14 protein-coding genes and 1 riboswitch are annotated in these 19384 nt (G+C 54.7%); of the genes, 11 read left to right on the top strand and 3 right to left on the bottom strand.

The genetic code is table 11. The features are described from left to right. Positions 1 to 107: 107 nt before the first annotated feature. The 4 genes from leuA to leuD are packed head-to-tail and all read left to right on the top strand — an operon-like array spanning position 108 to position 4784. A complete protein-coding gene (leuA, locus tag ABDW13_RS21335) occupies positions 108 to 1670 on the top strand; it encodes a 2-isopropylmalate synthase (protein ID WP_343554533.1) in 1563 nt (520 codons plus the stop codon). Positions 1671 to 1672: 2 nt separating this feature from the next. Further along, positions 1673 to 2764 (top strand): 3-isopropylmalate dehydrogenase, encoded by a 1092-nt coding sequence (gene leuB, locus ABDW13_RS21330; protein WP_343554532.1) that lies wholly within the window; start codon positions 1673 to 1675, stop codon positions 2762 to 2764. Between the two features lie 4 nt (positions 2765 to 2768). Beyond that, a complete protein-coding gene (gene leuC / locus ABDW13_RS21325) occupies positions 2769 to 4175 on the top strand; it encodes a 3-isopropylmalate dehydratase large subunit (protein ID WP_343554531.1) in 1407 nt (468 codons plus the stop codon). 3 nt (positions 4176 to 4178) lie between these two features. Then, positions 4179 to 4784, top strand: a complete 606-nt coding sequence (leuD, locus tag ABDW13_RS21320) for a 3-isopropylmalate dehydratase small subunit (protein WP_343554530.1) — start codon at positions 4179 to 4181, stop codon at positions 4782 to 4784. 35 nt (positions 4785 to 4819) lie between these two features. Here the strand turns inward: leuD and ABDW13_RS21315 are convergent, their stop codons facing one another. After that, on the bottom strand, positions 4820 to 6007 hold the full coding sequence (locus tag ABDW13_RS21315; protein ID WP_343554529.1) for an MFS transporter: 1188 nt from the start codon (positions 6005 to 6007) through the stop codon (positions 4820 to 4822). Between the two features lie 255 nt (positions 6008 to 6262). Here ABDW13_RS21315 and sgrR point away from each other — a divergent pair, with 255 nt between their 5' ends. The 4 genes from sgrR to thiQ all read left to right on the top strand — a co-directional run bounded on the left by sgrR (position 6263) and on the right by thiQ (position 11361). After that, positions 6263 to 7924, top strand: coding sequence for an HTH-type transcriptional regulator SgrR (gene sgrR / locus ABDW13_RS21310; protein ID WP_343554528.1), 1662 nt, complete (start codon positions 6263 to 6265; stop codon positions 7922 to 7924). Positions 7925 to 7959: 35 nt separating this feature from the next. Continuing rightward, positions 7960 to 8056: riboswitch (TPP riboswitch) on the top strand. A gap of 47 nt (positions 8057 to 8103) precedes the next feature. Beyond that, complete coding sequence (gene thiB, locus ABDW13_RS21305) at positions 8104 to 9090, top strand: thiamine ABC transporter substrate binding subunit (RefSeq protein WP_343554527.1); 987 nt, start codon at positions 8104 to 8106, stop codon at positions 9088 to 9090. Then, positions 9090 to 10676, top strand: coding sequence for a thiamine/thiamine pyrophosphate ABC transporter permease ThiP (gene thiP / locus ABDW13_RS21300; protein WP_343554526.1), 1587 nt, complete (start codon positions 9090 to 9092; stop codon positions 10674 to 10676). The genes thiB and thiP overlap by 1 nt, the downstream gene beginning before the upstream one ends. Continuing rightward, positions 10660 to 11361, top strand: a complete 702-nt coding sequence (thiQ, locus tag ABDW13_RS21295) for a thiamine ABC transporter ATP-binding protein ThiQ (RefSeq protein WP_343554525.1) — start codon at positions 10660 to 10662, stop codon at positions 11359 to 11361. Before thiP ends, thiQ begins: the two co-directional genes overlap by 17 nt. Here thiQ and ABDW13_RS21290 read toward each other — a convergent pair. Further along, positions 11358 to 12122, bottom strand: coding sequence for a DedA family protein (locus tag ABDW13_RS21290; protein ID WP_343554524.1), 765 nt, complete (start codon positions 12120 to 12122; stop codon positions 11358 to 11360). The two genes, thiQ and ABDW13_RS21290, sit on opposite strands and share 4 nt — an antisense overlap. Before the next feature lie 166 nt (positions 12123 to 12288). Here ABDW13_RS21290 and polB point away from each other — a divergent pair, with 166 nt between their 5' ends. The 3 genes from polB to rluA all read left to right on the top strand — a co-directional run bounded on the left by polB (position 12289) and on the right by rluA (position 18387). Beyond that, positions 12289 to 14649: a DNA polymerase II gene (gene polB / locus ABDW13_RS21285; protein WP_343554523.1), complete on the top strand. Its 2361-nt coding sequence runs from the start codon at positions 12289 to 12291 to the stop codon at positions 14647 to 14649. Between the two features lie 152 nt (positions 14650 to 14801). Next, complete coding sequence (rapA, locus tag ABDW13_RS21280; RefSeq protein ID WP_343554522.1) at positions 14802 to 17708, top strand: RNA polymerase-associated protein RapA; 2907 nt, start codon at positions 14802 to 14804, stop codon at positions 17706 to 17708. A gap of 19 nt (positions 17709 to 17727) precedes the next feature. Then, entirely contained in the window at positions 17728 to 18387 is a 660-nt protein-coding gene (gene rluA / locus ABDW13_RS21275) for a bifunctional tRNA pseudouridine(32) synthase/23S rRNA pseudouridine(746) synthase RluA (protein WP_343554521.1), read from the top strand. A gap of 74 nt (positions 18388 to 18461) precedes the next feature. Here the strand turns inward: rluA and djlA are convergent, their stop codons facing one another. Further along, positions 18462 to 19277, bottom strand: coding sequence for a co-chaperone DjlA (gene djlA, locus ABDW13_RS21270; RefSeq protein WP_343554520.1), 816 nt, complete (start codon positions 19275 to 19277; stop codon positions 18462 to 18464). Between the last annotated feature and the right edge of the window lie 107 nt (positions 19278 to 19384).

Here is a 19384-nt window from a genome sequence, read left to right as displayed (position 1 = left end):
GAATCAACAACTGATTCGAACCTGCTGAAGTTTAAGAAACCCGCGCCAATGCGCGGGTTTTTTTATGCTCGTAGCACCGGCAAAGTTAATGCATAAGGAAGATTACGATGAGCCAGCAAGTTATTATTTTCGATACCACTCTGCGTGATGGCGAACAGGCATTACAGGCCAGCCTGAGTGTTAAAGAAAAACTGCAAATCGCTCTGGCGTTGGAACGTATGGGCGTGGATGTGATGGAAGTGGGCTTCCCCGTTTCCTCTCCAGGCGATTTTGAATCCGTACAAACCATCGCTCGTACCATTAAAAACAGCCGAGTCTGCGGACTGGCGCGTTGCGTTGAGAAGGACATTGACGCCGCTTACGAATCACTGCGTGTTGCTGAAGCCTTCCGTATCCATACCTTCATCGCCACGTCACCCATGCACATTGCGACCAAATTGCGCAGTACGTTGCCAGAAGTGATTGAGCGCGCGGTGCACATGATTAAACGCGCTCGCAATTACACTGATGATGTTGAATTCTCTTGCGAAGATGGTGGCCGTACGCCAATCGACGATCTGTGCCGCATGGTTGAAGCCGCCATCAATGCTGGCGCCACCACCATTAATATTCCAGACACCGTGGGTTACACCTTGCCGGGCGAATACGCCAATATCATCGGCCAATTGGTGGCGCGCGTGCCAAATATCGATAAAGCCATTTTGTCTGTTCATACCCACGACGATTTGGGCATGGCGACCGGCAACGCTATCGCGGCAGTTTTGGCCGGTGCGCGTCAGGTTGAAGGTACATTGAATGGTTTGGGTGAGCGCGCCGGTAACTGTGCGTTGGAAGAAGTGATTATGGCGATTAAAACTCGCCAACAAATCATGAACGTCCACACCAATATCAATCATCAGGAAATCTACCGCACCAGCCAAACCGTTAGCCAAATCTGCAATATGCCGATTCCAGCCAACAAAGCAGTGGTGGGTTCCAACGCCTTCGCTCACTCATCCGGTATCCATCAGGATGGCGTGTTAAAAAATCGCGAAAACTACGAAATCCTGACGCCAGAATCGATCGGCCTGCACAAAATCCAGCTGAACCTGACGTCACGCTCAGGCCGTGCAGCGGTAAAACACCGCATGGAAGAGATGGGCTACAAAGAAACCGACTACAACCTGGATACCTTGTACGACGCATTCCTGAAACTGGCTGACAAAAAAGGCCAGGTGTTCGATTACGATCTGGAAGCGTTGGCCTTCATCAACAAACAGAATGAAGAGCCGGAATATTTCCAGCTGAACGAATTCAACGTGCAGACCGGTTCCAGCGTTACGGCCACCGCATCGGTGCAATTAGGCTGTGGTGAAGAGACCAAAGCCGATGCAGCAACCGGCAACGGCCCGGTCGACGCGGTTTATCAAGCCATCAACCGCATTACCGGCTTTGAAGCCGAGCTGGTGAATTACAAATTGACCGCCAAAGGCCACGGCGAGAATGCGCTGGGTCAGGTGGATATCGTGGTCAACTACAACGGCCGTAAGTTCCACGGCGTTGGTCTGGCGACCGATATCGTTGAATCCTCTGCGAAGGCGATGGTTAACGCCCTGAACAACATTTGGCGCGCCAAGCAGGTCGAAAAAGAATTGCAGCGTAAATTTAAAGATCAGAAGGAAACGGTGTAACTATGTCTAAGTCTTCTCATATCGCGGTATTGCCAGGCGACGGAATTGGCCCAGAAGTGATGGCGCAGGCCATGAAAGTTCTCGACGCCATTCGTACGCGTTTCGATATGCGTATTACCACCAGCGAATATGATGTTGGCGGTATCGCCATCGATCGTCATGGTGAACCGCTGCCGCCAGCCACCGTTGCAGGTGCAGAGCAAGCGGATGCGATTCTGTTTGGCTCGGTAGGCGGTCCAAAATGGGAACATCTGCCACCGGCACAACAGCCAGAGCGTGGCGCGTTGTTGCCGCTGCGTAAGCACTTCAAGCTGTTCAGCAACCTGCGCCCTGCTGCGCTGTATAAAGGTTTGGAAGCTTTCTGCCCGTTGCGCAGCGATATCGCCGAGCGTGGCTTCGACATCCTGTGCGTACGTGAACTGACTGGCGGTATCTACTTCGGCCAACCGAAAGGTCGTGAAGGCAGCGGCCCACACGAACGTGCTTTCGATACCGAGGTATATCACCGTTTCGAAATCGAACGCATTGCGCGCATTGCCTTCGAATCAGCGCGTAAACGTCGCAACATCGTGACCTCAATTGATAAAGCTAACGTATTGCAGACTTCCGTGATGTGGCGCGAAATCGTCAACGAAGTAGCAAAAGATTATCCGGATGTGCAGTTGAGCCACATGTACATCGATAACGCCACTATGCAGCTGATTAAAGATCCGTCTCAATTTGACGTCTTACTCTGTTCTAATCTGTTTGGCGACATCCTGTCGGATGAATGCGCGATGATCACCGGTTCAATGGGCTTGTTGCCTTCTGCTAGCCTGAATGAAGAAGGTTTTGGTTTGTTTGAACCAGCAGGCGGCTCCGCGCCAGATATCGCCGGTCAGAACATTGCCAACCCAATTGCGCAGATTCTGTCGCTGTCACTGTTACTGCGTTACAGCCTGAATGCAGATGATGCAGCCGCGAGCATTGAACGCGCCGTGAGCCGTGCGCTGGAAGCGGGATATCGTACCCGTGATTTGGCCGGTGGCGGCAAAGCCGTTAGCACCGATGAGATGGGCAGCATCATTGCCGGATTCATCGCTGAGGAAAAATAATAAAATGAAAAGCTTATACCAGAAGTTATTTGATGCACATGTCGTCCACGAAGCACCTAACGAAACGCCGTTACTGTATATCGATCGCCACTTGATCCATGAAGTGACCTCGCCTCAGGCCTTTGATGGTCTGCGTGCCCACGGTCGCCAGGTGCGCCAGCCGTCGAAGACGTTTGCCACCATGGACCACAACGTTTCGACCCAGACCAAAGATATCAATGCGTCGGGCGAAATGGCGCGCATTCAGATGCAAGAGCTGATGAAGAACTGTGAAGAGTTTGGCATTCAGCTGTATGACCTGAATCACCCGTTCCAGGGCATCGTGCACGTGATTGGGCCAGAGCAAGGCATGACGTTGCCGGGCATGACCATCGTCTGCGGCGATTCCCACACCGCCACGCACGGTGCGTTTGGTTCACTGGCGTTCGGTATCGGTACTTCTGAAGTTGAGCATGTGTTTGCCACGCAGACCCTGAAGCAGGGCCGCGCGAAAACCATGAAGATTGAAGTGCTGGGCGAAGCTGCGCCGGGCATCACTGCCAAAGACATCGTGTTGGCGATCATCGGTAAAACCGGCAGTGCAGGCGGGACTGGGCACGTGGTTGAATTCTGTGGCCCAGCGATTGAAGCACTGAGCATGGAAGGCCGTATGACGCTGTGCAACATGGCGATTGAAATGGGTGCAAAAGCGGGCTTGGTTGCGCCAGATGACATCACCTTCGCATACCTGAAAGACAAGCAATTCGCGCCGAAGGGCGAGCAATGGGATCAAGCGGTGGCTTACTGGCGCACCATGAAATCCGACAGCGATGCTAAGTTCGATACCATCGTGACCTTGAATGCTGCGGATATCGCGCCACAAGTGACTTGGGGCACCAATCCAGGCCAGGTGATGGCGGTGGATCAAGCTATCCCGAATCCACAATCGTTTGCCGACCCGGTTGAACGTGCCTCGGCGGAAAAAGCGCTGGCGTATATGGATTTGCAGCCGGGCATCAAGTTGACTGACGTGGCGATCGATAAAGTGTTTATCGGTTCTTGCACCAACTCACGTATCGAAGATCTGCGCGCTGCCGCGGCCATCGCTAAAGGCCGCAAAGTTGCGCCAGGCGTGGTAGCGATGGTGGTGCCGGGTTCAGGTCCGGTGAAAGCGCAAGCGGAAGCGGAAGGTCTGGATAAAATCTTCCTCGAAGCAGGCTTCGAATGGCGTTTGCCGGGTTGCTCAATGTGCCTTGCGATGAACAACGATCGCTTGAATCCGGGCGAGCGTTGCGCCTCCACCAGCAACCGTAACTTTGAAGGTCGTCAGGGCCGTGGTGGACGTACTCACCTCGTCAGCCCAGCAATGGCCGCCGCTGCGGCAGTAACTGGTCGTTTTGCCGACATTCGTGAATTGACTCAGGGAGCGTAAACCATGGCGAACAAATTTACTCAACACAGCGGCATCGTGGCGCCATTGGATGCGGCTAACGTTGATACCGATGCGATTATTCCAAAGCAGTTTTTACAGAAAGTGACGCGTACCGGTTTTGGTGCGCACCTGTTCCACGACTGGCGTTTCGATGACGATGCCGGCACCAAACCAACCGCCAGCTTTGTACTGAACAAACCTGAATTCAAAGGCACCAGCATTTTGCTGGCGCGTGAGAACTTCGGTTGCGGCTCATCGCGTGAGCACGCACCTTGGGCGCTGACTGACTTCGGCTTCCACGTGGTAATCGCGCCAAGCTTCGCCGACATCTTTTACGGCAACAGCTTCAACAACCAGCTGCTGCCGGTAAAACTCAGCGACTCAGAAGTGGATGAGATGTTCAAACTGGTGGCCGCGCAACCGGGCATCAGCTTCACCGTGGATTTGGAAGCGCAAACCGTGACAGCCGGTGACAAAACTTACAGTTTTGAAATCGACAGCTTCCGCCGTCATTGCATGATCAACGGCCTCGACAGCATTGGCTTGACGCTGCAACACGAAGCGTCAATTTCCAGCTACGAGAGCAACCAGCCAGCGTTCTTACGCTAGGCAAAAAGGGCGACATCATGTCGCCCTTCTCTTTTCTAACTCTCCCGCACATCGCGCACGCGTGACGCCAATCCCAACGCCAACACCGCTAATCCCAACGCCAGCCAATAGACTGATTCATGACCAAAGCGCTCACTCATGGTGCCCTGAATAATGCCCGCGATGATCATGCCGGTGGAAATTGAAGTGGTGAACAATGTGGTTGCTGCACCTGCACGTCCCGGCATCAGATCCTGGAACCACAACATGCCAATCCCGGCGATGATGCCAATAAAGGCCGCGTTAAACAGTTGCAGCACCATCAACGCAGTGCGCGACTGGAACATCACCAGGCCGAAATAAAACACAATCGCCGCCACCAGCGCCAGCAGCATCAATTTACGTTTACCAAAGCGGCGCGCGTAATGACCCGCCAGCAGCATGATCGGGATTTCTAATCCGGCCGCCGTTCCCATCAGCAAACCCGCCAGCTTTTCCGGCAAGCCGAGCGTGGTGCTGATATACAGCGGCATATCAATGATATACATGGTGTTGCATGCCCACATCGTCACAGATGCGATAAACAGCAAGCGCACCTGGCTATCCTTCCATGGGCTTAGTTGTGTGAGCACTTGCTCCGGCGAGGCCACTACGCGCGGCACCGACGGTAAAGTGCGCCATATCAGCAACATACTCAGCAGGAAGATTGCCGCCGCCACACAGAACAGCGTGACAAAGCCGTAATTGAGCGCCAGTGCAAAAGAGAGCGGCGGCCCAATCACCCACGCCAGCGACAGTTGCGCACGCATCACCGAACTGAACATCACCACTTCGCGCGACGACTGATCGGCATATTCGCGTGCGAGCGCAAATACCTGCGGAATCGACACGCTCGCCAGCGCAGACAAAAACACGCCCAACGTCACCAAGGTTAAATAATGGCGATTAAAGGCAAACAGCAGCGCATTGATGGTCGCCATCAGGCAGCAGAAAAGGATCAGGTTGCGGCGATCGCCCTGATTATCAGAACGTTTGGCCATCAACAAGCTAATGACGATGCCGGCGATGGCATTGATGGTAAAGAACAAACCCACCCAAAAAGGGCTGACCTGCACTTCACGTGTCAGAAACAGACTCAGCGTTGGTGCTTGCAGCGCACCGGCCACGCCAGTCATAAACGACACGGCCATAAATGAGAGATAAACCGGATTGGGGCGACGCTTGCGCATCAACAGCGATTTCATGCGAAATCCCTTTGCGGATAAAAATGGGGCCGAGAAATGAGGGTAGAAGATTCTACAGCAAAACGAAAAAAGCCAGCAGATAAAGCACTGCTGGCGGTGAAAATGCACCCTACTCAGAAAGAGGTCCCACGCGAGCGGAACCGCTGGCAGAGCGCCATTCATTGCTGAATGCCTCCCGCTCTTCCATTGCCAGCCAGTATGCCTTTAATATGAGGCAGGAAAAACTGAGCGATTCTGAGAAGGAGTTCCCCTTTTATGTCCTCTTCACGTTTGCAGCAGCAATTCATCCGCTTATGGCAAAGCTGTCAGGGTCAGGATCAGGAAACCACCTTAAATGATCTGGCCGATCTGCTGCATTGTTCGCGTCGTCACATGCGTAACCTGCTTAATGCGATGCAGTATGAGGGATGGTTGATTTGGCAGGCGGAAGCCGGGCGCGGCAAGCGCTCGACGCTGAGTTTCTGCTACACCGGACTGGCGCTACAGCAGCAGCGAGCGGAGGATCTGCTCGATCAGGATCGCATCGAACAGTTAGTCCAGCTAGTCGGCGATAAGAATCAGGTACGGCAAATGATTGCCGCGCATTTAGGCCGCAGTTTTCGCCAGGGTAAACACATCCTGCGCCTGCTCTATTATCGTCCGCTACCCAATTTGCTGCCCGGCTCGCCGTTGCGCCGCTCAGAAACCCATCTTGCACGGCAAATTTTCAATGGCCTGATGCGTATAAATGAGGAAAAGGGGGAAATCGAACCCGATATCGCACATCACTGGCAGCAAACCTCGCCGCTGCACTGGCGTTTCTTCCTACGTCCGGCGATTCGTTTCCATCATGGTCGCGAATTGGAAATGGATGATGTGATTGCCTCGCTGGAACGCATGCGTAGCCAACCGCTGTTTTCACACATTGAAAAACTACACTCTCCCGCGCCGTGGACGTTAGACATTCACCTCAGCCAACCCGACGATTGGTTGCCGTGGCTGCTGGCCAGCGTCAGTGCGATGATCCTGCCGCGCGAATGGCCAACGCTGCGCCAGTTCGCCCGCCAGCCGATTGGCACCGGCCCGTACAGCGTAGTGCGCAATCAGCAAACGCAGCTAAAAATTGCCGCTTTTGATGATTATTTTGGCTATCGCGCGCTGATTGATGATGTGGCGATTTGGGTATTGCCAGAGATCAGCGATGAACTGGTGTATGCCGGAGTGAAACTTCAGGGCGAAACCGCTGATGAGAAATCGGAAGAGAGCCGCCTGGAAGAAGGCTGCTATTTCTTGCTGTACGATCAGCGTTCTGAACATGGCCGCGATGCGCATTTTCGCCGCTGGGTGAGCTATCTGTTTAACCCGATCGCCCTGCTCAATCATGCAGGCGTTGGCTATCAACGTTACTGGTTCCCGGCTTATGGCCTGCTGCCGCGCTGGCATCACCGGCGCGATATTACCGCTGTGCAAAAGCCAGCAGGATTAACCCAACTGACCATCAGCTGGTACAGCCATCACGTTGAGCATGAAGGTATTGCCAACGCGTTACGCCCGTTGCTGGCGCAGCAAGGTGTTGAGCTGATTACCCGCGAAGTGAGTTACGAAGAGTGGTTCGAAGGCCAGGGTGAAAGCGATATTTGGCTCGGTAGCGTCAATTTTACCTTGCCGTTGGAGTACGCACTGTTCGCCCAACTGTTTGAATTACCGCTGATGCATCACTGCATCCCGATTGACTGGCAAGCCGATGCCACGCGCTGGCGACAAAAAAACTTGCCGCTGGCAGAGTGGAGCAAGCAACTGATCGACAGCGATTATTTACATCCGCTATTCCATCATTGGCTGCTGCTGGAAGGTCAACGCAGCATGCGCGGCGTGCGCCTCAATACTTTGGGTTGGTTTGACTTTAAATCCGCCTGGTTCGCGCCACCGGAGCTGTGATCCTTTCGCGCTGTCATATAAATGTCTAGAATGAGCCGTTCTCAACGGGGTGCCCAGATTTTTTGGGCTGAGATAAACCCGTCGAACCTGATCCGGTTAATACCGGCGTAGGGATTTGAGATGTCTTTCTCCTCAGATCCTTTGCGACTCAACCTTATCTTCTCCTCAAGGAGCGCAAAGTGTTAAACAAAGTTCTGCCTGTGTTGCTGCTGGTTGCTGCACCGGCTTTTGCTGCCAAACCGGTTCTCACCGTTTACACCTACGACTCGTTTTCTGCCGATTGGGGCCCAGGCCCGGCGGTGAAAAAAGCTTTTGAAGCGCAATGTGGCTGCGAACTGAAATATGTGGCGCTGGAAGATGGCGTTTCTCTGCTCAATCGTGTGCGTATGGAAGGTAAAAACAGCAAAGCCGATGTGGTGCTCGGCCTCGATAACAATCTGGTACAAGCCGCGGAGAAAACCGGTTTGTTTGCCAAAAGCAGCGTCGATACCAGCAACTTGAAACTGCCGGATGGCTGGCATAACGATACCTTCGTGCCGTTCGATTACGGCTACTTCGCCTTCGTCTACGATAAAAACAAACTGAAAAATCCACCGAAAAGCCTGAAAGAGTTGGTCGAAAGCCCAGAAAAATGGCGCGTGATCTACGAAGATCCGCGTACCAGCACGCCTGGCCTCGGCTTGCTGCTGTGGATGCAGAAAGTCTATGGTGACAACGCGCCCGCAGCGTGGCAGAAACTGGCAAACAAAACCGTCACCGTGACTAAAGGCTGGAGCGAAGCCTACGGCCTGTTCCTCAAAGGCGAAGGCGATCTGGTGTTGAGTTACACCACTTCTCCGGCTTATCACATCATCGAAGAAAAAAAAGACAACTACGCGGCCGCAACCTTTAGCGAAGGCCACTATTTGCAAGTGGAAGTTGCCGCCCAACTCGCCAGCAGCAAGCAGCCAAAATTGGCGCAGCAGTTCATGCAGTTTATGGTGTCACCGGCCTTCCAACAGACCATTCCTACTGGCAACTGGATGTATCCGGTGATCGCCAGCGATCTGCCTACTGGCTATCAATCACTGCCGGTTCCGGCCAATGCGCTGCAATATACGCCTGCTGAAGTTGCCGATCACCGTGCCGCGTGGATTAGCGCCTGGCAACAAGCCGTTAGTCGCTAATGCCGGGTTGGTTAATTCCTGGTAGCGTCGTAGCGCTGTTACTCAGCGCGGTGGCGCTGCTGGCGTTTGGTGCTTTAGTGATGGTGGCGCCGGTTACGGATTGGCGCGCCTTGCTCGCTGACAGTTATCTGCATCATGTGTTGGTGTTCTCTTTTGAGCAGGCTTTACTGTCGGCGCTGTTATCAGTGCTGCCCGCGATTTTGCTGGCGCGCGCCTTGTATCGCCGCCGTTTTCCGGGCCGTAATTTGCTACTACGTCTGTGCGCTATGACGCTGGTGCTGCCGGTGTTGGTGGCGGTGTTTGGCTTGCTGAGCGTGTATGGCCGCAGCGGCTGGTTAGCGCAACTGCTTGCTCTGTTGGGATTCGACTACCACTTCTCGCCGTACGGCCTGCAAGGGATTCTGCTGGCACACGTGTTTTTCAACCTGCCGCTGGCAACGCGCATGCTGTTGCAAGCACTGGAAAGCATTCCCGGTGAACAACGCCAGCTAGCCGCACAGCTTGGTTTGCGCGGCTGGAATCTGTTTCGCTGGCTGGAGTGGCCGTGGCTGCGCCGACAGATTCTGCCAACCGCCGCGCTGATATTTATGCTGTGCTTCGCCAGCTTCGCCACGGTGCTGGCCTTAGGCGGCGGCCCGCAGGCGACAACGCTGGAGCTGGCCATTTATCAGGCACTGAATTTCGATTACGATCCGGGCCGCGCTGCCTTGCTGGCGCTGTTGCAACTCGGCTGCTGTTTGCTGCTGGTGCTTTTGAGTCAGCGCTTTAGCAAAGCCATTCCCACTGGTAGCCAAAGTATTCGCGGCTGGCGCGATCCGCAAGATTCGTGGACTGCACGCATCAGCGATATTTTATTGATTGGCTTCGCGTTGCTGCTGCTGTTGCCGCCGTTATTCGCCGTGATGGTTGATGGCCTGCGCGGTGGTGTGGCCGGTGCGCTACAACAAGCGGCGCTGTGGCAAGCCACATTGACCTCACTGCGTATTGCCATCGGAGCCGGTGTGCTTTGCGTGGTGTTGACCATGATGCTGCTGTGGAGCAGTCGTGAGCTGCGTCAACGCCAGCGCAGCATTGCCGCACAAACGATGGAACTCAGCGGCATGTTGATTCTGGCGATGCCAGGGATTGTGTTGGCAAGCGGCTTCTTCCTGCTATTCAACGCCACCGTTGGCCTGCCGCAGCGCGCCGATGGTTTAGTGATCTTCACCAACGCGCTGATTGCTATTCCCTACGCGATGAAAGTACTGGAGAACCCAATGCGCGATGTGAGCGCTCGCTACAGCCAACTTTGCGCTTCGCTGGGGATCATTGGCTTTAATCGTTTGCGCTTAATTGAACTGCGCGCACTGAAACGTCCGATTGCACAGGCGCTGGCATTCGCTTGTGTATTGTCGATTGGCGATTTTGGCGTGGTGGCGCTGTTTGGCAGCGCAGATTTCCGTACTCTGCCGTTCTACTTATTCCAGCAAATTGGCGCCTATCGTGGCGCTGACGGTGCCGTCACCGCGCTACTGCTGCTGCTGCTGTGCTTATTGCTGTTCACCTTGATGGAAAAATTACCGGGTCGCCATGCTGACACTGAATAACCTCACCTATCTTTATCAGCATCTGCCGATGCGCTTCAGTTTCGCCGCGCAGGCAGGAGAACGCATTGCCATCCTTGGGCCAAGCGGCGCAGGTAAAAGTACGCTGCTTAGTCTGATCGGTGGCTTTTTGCCGATCAACCAAGGTGCGCTAATCATGAACGGCACCGATCACACGCACAGCGTGCCGGCGGTGCGTCCGGTGTCGATGCTGTTTCAGGAGAACAACCTGTTCCCGCATCTTACCGTGCAACAAAATATGGGATTGGGTTTGCATCCGGGTCTGAAATTAACCGGCGAACAGCAGCAACAAATCGCTGAGATTGCTGAGCAAACCGGCTTGCAGGAATTACTGGCGCGCTTGCCGGGCCAGCTTTCAGGCGGTCAACGTCAGCGCGTGGCCTTGGCGCGTTGCCTGCTGCGCAATCAGCCGATCTTGTTGCTGGATGAACCGTTCTCGGCACTCGATCCGGCGTTACGTGGCGAGATGTTGCAACTGGTGCGTTCCGTATGCAAAAGCCGCAATATCACGTTGTTGATGGTGTCGCACAGCCTGGAAGATGCGCAGCAAATCGCAGCGCGCAGTTTGGTGATCGTCGATGGGCGTATTTATTGGGATGGAAGAACCGAGAGTTTGCTGCGCGGTGAAGGTCCAGCCGCCGCCATCCTTGGCGTGCAGGCGCGTTAAGCGAAGAACACTTTCCACAGCAATTGGCGGAAGATCGGCATCATCGGATGGAACTGAATGGCGACAAATGCGCCGACACCGATCGCTGCTGCCAGCGGCGCCAGCCAGCGCAGACGCGCAAGCGGCAGATATTTGGTTGCCCAATCCTGGGTTTTGCCGCTGCGCCACCAGCGCCACATCAACCAACCGCCCATCCACACCAGCAGCGCCACCAGCAACAACAGCCATTTAAAACTGCCGCCCTGCGCGGCCTGCGGCACATCGATCGCCACGCCAGCCAGAATGCCCGGCATCAAATAGGCGGGCGGCCAAAGAATACAGCCGATGAGATTTGGCGGCAGAAACTTGCGTACCGGCAACTCCAGCATCCCCGCGGCTAGCGGGATCAGCGGGCGCGTCGGTCCAACAAAGCGGCCGACCAGAATGGTGAACATGCTGTGTTCGTGCAGCGCGTGCTCGGTTTTATCGAGCAAACCTTTGTATTTTTGAATGTATTTCCAGCGATGCAGCGGCCCCTGAAACTTCCAGCCGATGCCATAGGAAACCCAATCACCGATCAAGCAGCCAGCAAAGCCCGCCGCCCACGCCGGATAAAGCCCAATTTGTCCACTGCCGACCAGCGCCCCAAGGCTGGCCATTAAAACCGTGCCCGGCAACAGCAATCCCACGAAGGCCAGCGACTCAAGGAAAGTCACTAGCGCTACGGCGATCAGCGCGTACTCCAGCGATTGCGAAAACAGGTGTTGAATCCAGGCTTCCATAAATATCCTCTGCGGAATATAGAGGCTGGATTGTCCAGAGCCAGCCTCTCACCGTCAAGGCAAGAATTGTAGGAGGATGTTGACATTGTGCTGACAATTTCACCAGCCAAATGCACTGTATAAACATCCATGATATACTTTCACTAATTCATTTCCTGGAGTTCCCGTGACCGATCCGCGCGCAGGTTTTCTGCTTACCCGACACTGGCGAGACACGCCAACTGGCAGCGAAGTGGTGCTGTGGCTGGCGACCGACGACGGCCCGCAGCGGCTGGTGCTGCCGGCGCAGGAATCGGTGGCGTTTATTCCGCAGGAGTTTCGTGAGCAAACCGAAGCACTAATAAAAGATGAACGCCACACGCGAGTTCAAGCGCTTGAGCTCAGGGATTTTCGCCGCCGTCCGGTGTTTGGCCTCTATTGCCACAGCAATCGCCAACTGCAAAATCTGGAAAAACGCCTGCGCGAAAGCGGTATTCCTGTCTACGAAGCCGATATTCGTCCACCCGAACGTTATTTGATGGAGCGCTTTATCACCGCGCCAGTGTGGTTTAGTGGCGATGTGCGCGGCGACAGCGTGGTGAATGCGCGTCTCAAGCCGCATCCTGATTACCGTCCGCAGTTGAAATGGGTTTCACTGGATATTGAAACTACCCAGCACGGCGAGCTGTATTGTATCGGCTTAGAGGGCTGCGGCCAGCGCCAGGTTTACATGCTGGGTCCGCCAAACGGCGATGCCAGCGCGCTGGATTTCGAGCTGATCTATGTCGATAGCCGTCCACAGTTGCTGGAGCAGCTTAACGCGTGGTTTGCGCGCAACGAACCGGATGTGATCATTGGCTGGAATGTGGTGCAATTCGATCTGCGCGTGTTGCAGAAACACGCCGATCGCTATGGGATTCCGTTGCGTTTGGGGCGGCAAAATCAGGCGCTGGAGTGGCGCGAACACGGTTTCAAACCTGGCGTGTTCTTCGCGCAGGCTAACGGCCGCTTGATCATTGATGGTATCGACGCGCTGAAATCCGCGTTCTGGGATTTCCCCTCATTCAGCCTTGAAGCAGTATCGCGCCAGTTACTCGGCGAAGGCAAAGCCATCGACAATCCATGGGATCGCATGGAAGAGATCAACTGGCGCTTTGCCCACGATAAACCGGCGCTGGCGAAATACAATCTCAAGGATTGCGAGCTGGTGACACGCATTTTCCAGCATACCGCCATCATGCCGTTCCTGCTGGAGCGCGCCACGGTCAACGGTTTAGCGGTGGATCGCCACGGCGGATCGGTGGCGGCTTTTGGCCATCTGTATATTCCGCGCATGCATCGCGCCGGATTTGTCGCGCCCAATCTGGGCGAAGTGGCACCCGAAGCCAGCCCCGGCGGCTACGTGATGGATTCGCGGCCCGGTTTGTACGATTCGGTGCTAGTGCTGGATTATAAAAGCCTCTATCCCTCAATTATTCGCACCTTCCTGATTGATCCGGTTGGCCTGGTCGAAGGTCTGGCGCATCCCGATGATACCGATTCGGTACCCGGCTTCCGCAACGCGCGTTTCTCGCGTGAAACGCACTGTTTACCCGCTATCGTCGAGCAAATCTGGCAAGGACGTGAAGCGGCCAAACGCGACGGCAACAAACCGCTGTCGCAGGCGTTGAAGATCATCATGAACGCCTTTTACGGCGTGTTAGGCACCAGCGCTTGCCGTTTCTTCGATCCGCGTCTGGCTTCATCAATCACCCTGCGCGGCCACGCCATCATGCAGCAGACGCGAGAATTGATTGAAGCCGAAGGATTTGATGTCATTTATGGCGACACCGATTCGACGTTCGTCTGGCTAAAAAGCGCACACAGTGAAGAAGATGCGGCGGCGATTGGTCGGCGTCTGGCGCAACAGGTGAACGATTGGTGGCAACAGCATCTGCAACAAACCTATGGTTTAAGCAGTGCGCTGGAGCTGGAGTACGAAACCCACTTTTGCCGTTTCCTGATGCCAACTATCCGCGGTGCCGAGCAAGGCAGCAAAAAGCGTTATGCCGGGATGATTCGCAGCGATAGCAGCGAACGTTTGGTGTTTAAAGGGCTGGAATCGGTAAGAACGGATTGGACGCCGCTGGCGCAGCAGTTCCAGCAAAATCTGTATGGCCGCATTTTCCGTGGTGAGCCGTGGCAAGATTACATCCGTGAAACCGTGGCAAAATTACTGGCGGGCGAATTAGACGATCATCTGATTTACAAAAAACGGCTGCGTCGTGCGTTGAAAGATTACGAACGCAATGTGCCGCCGCACGTACGCGCCGCGCGCCTTGCCGATGAGCAAAACCGCAAGTTACAGCGCCCGTTGCAGTATCAAAATGGCGGTTCGATTCGCTATGTGATGGCGACCGGTGGACCAGAACCGCTTGAGGCGCGCATCACCCCGCTCGACTACGATCATTACGTCAGCAAACAGCTGCAACCGGTGGCTGATGGCATTTTACCGTTCGTTGGTGATGACTTTGCTACACTGATCACTGGGCAGTTGGGGCTTTTTTGACAGGTGACGAATGCCTTGTCATCCAGTACCATAGCGCCCTTCCTGATTCTCACCGCACACACAATCTGACCAAACTCCCGTTTGGCGGTTGGGTATTGCCTGAGTACAGGTGAACTTCTTTATGGCATGTCAGAGAGTCGAGCTAAAAATATATGGTTTTTACACTGGGTCAGCGCTGGATTAGTGATACGGAAAGTGAACTGGGATTAGGCACGGTTGTGGCGATCGATACGCGCATGATCACCATGCTTTTTCCGGCAACCGGCGAAAATCGCCTGTACGCCCGAAATGATTCTCCCGTCACACGTGTGATTTTCAATCCGGGCGACACCATCACCAGCCACGAAGGCTGGCAGATGTGCGTTGATGAAGTCCGCAACGATAACGAATTAATGACTTACATCGGCACACGTCTGGATACCGCAGAAACTGGCGTGACCATGCGTGAAACCATGCTGGACAGCAAGCTGGTGTTCAGCAAGCCGCAGGATCGCCTGTTCGCCGGTCAGCTCGACCGCATGGACCGCTTTGCGCTGCGTTTCCGCGCGCGCAAATATCACAGTGAACAATATCGCCTGCCGATCAGTGGACTGCGCGGCATGCGAACCAACCTGATTCCACACCAATTACATATCGCCCACGACGTCGGTCGTCGTCATGCGCCGCGCGTATTGCTGGCCGATGAAGTCGGTTTGGGTAAAACCATCGAAGCCGGGATGATCATCCAGCAACAGTTGCTGGCTGGTCGTGCCGAGCGCGTACTGATCGTGGTGCCGGAAACCCTGCAACATCAGTGGCTGGTGGAGATGCTGCGTCGCTTCAACCTGCGCTTTGCGCTGTTTGATGACGACCGTTTTACCGAAGCGCAGCACGACAGCGATAACGCCTTCGAAACCGAGCAGTTGATTATTTGCTCGCTGGATTTCGTGCGTCGTAACAAGCAGCGTTTGGAATTGCTGGCCGACGCTGATTGGGATCTGCTGGTGGTCGATGAAGCGCATCACCTCGCATGGAGCGAAGAAGCACCAAGTCGCGAATATCAGGTCATCGAGCAACTGGCAGAAAAAACGCCGGGCGTATTACTGCTGACCGCCACACCAGAACAGCTCGGTTTAGAGAGCCATTTTGCCCGTCTACGCCTGCTTGATCCGAATCGTTTCCACGATTTCAGCGTGTTTGTTGAAGAGCAGCAGAATTTTCGTCCGGTGGCCGATGCGGTGAGTTCCTTGCTGGCCGATCACGCCATCAGCAAAGACGAAATGAACCTGATCAATGATTTGATCGGTGAACAAGATATCGAGCCGCTGCTGCAAGTCGCCAATAGCGATCGCGACGGCAAAGAAGATGCGCGCAAAGAACTGGTTTCAATGTTGATGGATCGCCACGGCACCAGCCGCGTGTTGTTCCGTAACACCCGCAACGGCGTGAAGGGCTTCCCGAAACGCGAACTGCATCAGATCCGCTTGCCTCTCCCGGCGCAGTATCAAACCGCCATCAAAGTCTCTGGCATCATGGGTACGCGTAAAAGTGCCGAAGAACGCGCGCGCGACATGCTGTACCCCGAGAAAATTTATCAGGAATTTGAAGGCGACAGCGGCACGTGGTGGAACTTCGATCCGCGCGTTGAATGGTTGATGGGTTATCTCACCAGCAACCGCAAAGAGAAAGTGCTGGTGATTTGCGCGCAAGCCGCCACCGCGTTGCAACTGGAACAAGTGCTGCGTGAACGCGAAGGTATTCGTGCGGCGGTGTTCCACGAAGGTTTGTCGATTATTGAACGCGACCGCGCCGCGGCCTTCTTCGCGTCTGAAGAAGATGGCGCACAAGTGCTGCTGTGCTCGGAAATCGGTTCTGAAGGCCGTAACTTCCAGTTCGCCAGCCGTTTAGTGATGTTCGATCTGCCGTTTAACCCGGATCTGCTGGAACAGCGTATTGGTCGTCTTGATCGTATCGGCCAGATGCATGACATTCAGATTCTGGTGCCGTGGCTGGAAAAAACCGCCCAGGCAGTATTGCTGCGTTGGTATAACGAAGGGCTGGACGCGTTTGAACATACTTGCCCAACTGGCCGCGCGATTTATGACAAAGAGTACAGCCAGTTAATTGAGTACCTCGCCGCACCGGAAAATCCGCAAGGTTTGGATGAGTTCATCGCCGAGAGCCGCAAACAGCATGATGCGCTGAAGTCCCAACTGGAACAGGGCCGCGATCGCCTGCTGGAACTCAACTCCAACGGCGGCGAAGCGGCACAAGCGCTAGCGAATGCCATTGGCGAGCAGGACAACGACACCGATCTGGTGAACTTTGCGCTGAACCTGTTCGATATCGTCGGTATCAATCAGGAAGATCGTAGCGATAGTTTGATCGTGCTGACGCCATCCGATCACATGTTGGTACCTGATTTCCCTGGCTTGCCGGAAGATGGCTGCACCGTCACCTTCAACCGTAATCAGGCGCTGTCACGCGAAGATACCCAGTTCATTACCTGGGAGCATCCGCTGATCCTTAACGGTCTTGACCTGATTCTTTCTGGCGATACCGGCAGTTGTGCGCTGTCGCTGCTGAAGAACAAGGCGCTGCCGGTCGGTACACTGCTGGTCGAGATGATTTATGTGGTTGAAGCGCAAGCACCGAAAAGCCTGCAACTCACCCGCTTCCTGCCGCCAACGCCAGTTCGTTTGTTGATGGATCGCGCGGGCAATAACCTGGCGGGCAAAGTCGAGTTTGAAAGCTTTAACCGCCAGCTGAATGCGGTAAATCGTCATACCGGCAGCAAGCTGGTGAATGCGGTGCAGCAAGATGTGCACGAGATTCTGACGCAGGCGGAAAAAGTGATTGTGCCGGAAGCGCAGGCGATTATCGCGGCGGCGAAAGTGGAAGCCGAAGAGAAACTTGGCGCTGAACTGTCGCGTCTCGAAGCGCTGAAAGCGGTCAACCCCAACATCCGTGATGATGAAGTTGAAGCGCTGGAAAGCAATCGCGAACAGGTACTGGACAGCCTCGGCGATGCCGGCTGGCGCCTGGATGCGCTGCGCCTGATCGTTGTGACGCACCAATAATGTTCTGGACCACGACAACATGCTGATGGAACCTTACAACCCGCCGCTCGAACCCTGGCTGCATATTTTGTATCAGGACGAGCACATTATAGTGGTGAATAAACCGAGCGGGTTGCTGTCGGTGCCGGGCCGCCTCGAGGAGCACAAAGATAGCGTGATGACGCGCATTCAGCGTGACTTCCCGCAGGCGGAATCGGTGCATCGGCTGGATATGGCCACCAGCGGCGTGATTGTTGTGGCGTTGAACAAGGTGGCAGAACGTGAGTTGAAGCGGCAGTTTCGTGAGCGCGAGCCATCGAAATACTATGTGGCGCGCGTTTATGGACATCCAGCGGCAGAAAAAGGGTTAATTGATTTGCCGCTGATTTGCGATTGGCCGAACCGGCCGAAGCAGATGGTGTGTTTCGAGAACGGCAAAGCGGCGCAAACGGAGTATCAGGTTTTGGAGTTCGAGGCCAGCAACAGCGCACGCGTGCAGCTGAAGCCGATTACCGGTCGTTCGCATCAGTTGCGCGTGCATTTGCTGGCGCTGGGCCACCCAATTCTCGGCGACCGCTTTTATGCGCATGAAGAGGCGTTGGCGATGGCACCGCGTTTGCAACTGCATGCCGAGTCGCTAACGATTACCCATCCGGTGTTCGGCAACAGCATGACGTTTCGTCAGCCGGCAGATTTTTAGGGTTGGAGTGTGCTGTCCCTCATCCCAACCTTCTCCCGCAGGCGGGAGAGGGTTAGGGTGAGGGGAAACGCGCTCTATTTAAATCCCTTCTCCTTACGAATCAAATCGTAAGCCGCCTGAATTTCCTGCGCTTTCTGTTTCGCCATCTCCATCATTTCCGGCGGTAAACCTTTTGCCACCAACTTATCGGGATGATGCTCGCTCATTAACTTGCGGTAGGCACGCTTGATGGTGGTGCCATCATCACTGCTTTTCACGCCGAGCACGCTGCACGCATCCTCCAACGTTGGACCACGTTTGGCCTGCTGATACGCGCCGCCGCCATACGATGAACCGCCGCCGCCAAATTGCTGGCCGCCTTCCATCATGCGCAGGAACTGATCGAACTGCGCGCGGGAAATACCGAGCTCTTCAGCAATCACATACAACACCTGACGCTCGTTGGGATGCAGCGAACCATCGGCAAACGCTGCCTGAATCTGAATTTCCAGAAACATCCGAATCAAATCGAAACGACCAAAGCAGGCGCTGCGCAGCTCACGCAGTTTATTGCGCAGCGGATAGTCGCTCTGCTTGCCTTCACGAAACGCGCGTTGTGCAGCGGTACGCGCATCACCGTGCAACTGCATGCGATCCATAAATAAGGAAGCAATCTGAATATCAGCTTCAGTAACGCGCCCTTTTGACTTGGTCAAATGGCCCATCACCTGGAAAGTGGTGCTGAAGAACAGCGTTTGACGCGCCTGGTTATTGGCAAAATAACCCTGTCCTTTCACGCTACGTACTTTGTCAAACATGTGACCAATGATCAGACCCAGTACAATGCCCCAAAAGCCTGCCCCGGAAAATATGCCGAGCATCAGACCAATAACTTTTCCCCAGTAGCGCATAAACTCCTCAATTCGCCATGCTTGCGGCTGAAAATTGCATTATCATACCTGTCATTTATCTCAGCGCCTAACGGCAACGCGGACAGACAAGGATTAACACTGGCGCA

Source organism: Pantoea sp. (assembly GCF_039594315.1).
Lineage (GTDB): Bacteria > Pseudomonadota > Gammaproteobacteria > Enterobacterales > Enterobacteriaceae > Pantoea.
The sequence above is the reverse complement of the archived record's forward strand: the minus strand, read 5'-3'. Positions and strand labels throughout refer to the sequence as shown.

What these genes read in the sequence shown, in the direction of transcription:
- thiP (WP_343554526.1), top strand. Translation starts at nt 9,090, where the DNA reads ATGCCGGGTTGGTTAATTCCTGGTAGCGTCGTAGCGCTGTTACTCAGC.
- leuC (WP_343554531.1), top strand. Translation starts at nt 2,769, where the DNA reads ATGAAAAGCTTATACCAGAAGTTATTTGATGCACATGTCGTCCACGAA.
- djlA (WP_343554520.1), bottom strand. Translation starts at nt 19,277, where the DNA reads ATGCGCTACTGGGGAAAAGTTATTGGTCTGATGCTCGGCATATTTTCC.
- ABDW13_RS21315 (WP_343554529.1), bottom strand. Translation starts at nt 6,007, where the DNA reads ATGAAATCGCTGTTGATGCGCAAGCGTCGCCCCAATCCGGTTTATCTC.
- sgrR (WP_343554528.1), top strand. Translation starts at nt 6,263, where the DNA reads ATGTCCTCTTCACGTTTGCAGCAGCAATTCATCCGCTTATGGCAAAGC.
- thiQ (WP_343554525.1), top strand. Translation starts at nt 10,660, where the DNA reads ATGCTGACACTGAATAACCTCACCTATCTTTATCAGCATCTGCCGATG.
- rluA (WP_343554521.1), top strand. Translation starts at nt 17,728, where the DNA reads ATGCTGATGGAACCTTACAACCCGCCGCTCGAACCCTGGCTGCATATT.
- leuD (WP_343554530.1), top strand. Translation starts at nt 4,179, where the DNA reads ATGGCGAACAAATTTACTCAACACAGCGGCATCGTGGCGCCATTGGAT.
- rapA (WP_343554522.1), top strand. Translation starts at nt 14,802, where the DNA reads ATGGTTTTTACACTGGGTCAGCGCTGGATTAGTGATACGGAAAGTGAA.
- ABDW13_RS21290 (WP_343554524.1), bottom strand. Translation starts at nt 12,122, where the DNA reads ATGGAAGCCTGGATTCAACACCTGTTTTCGCAATCGCTGGAGTACGCG.
- leuA (WP_343554533.1), top strand. Translation starts at nt 108, where the DNA reads ATGAGCCAGCAAGTTATTATTTTCGATACCACTCTGCGTGATGGCGAA.
- leuB (WP_343554532.1), top strand. Translation starts at nt 1,673, where the DNA reads ATGTCTAAGTCTTCTCATATCGCGGTATTGCCAGGCGACGGAATTGGC.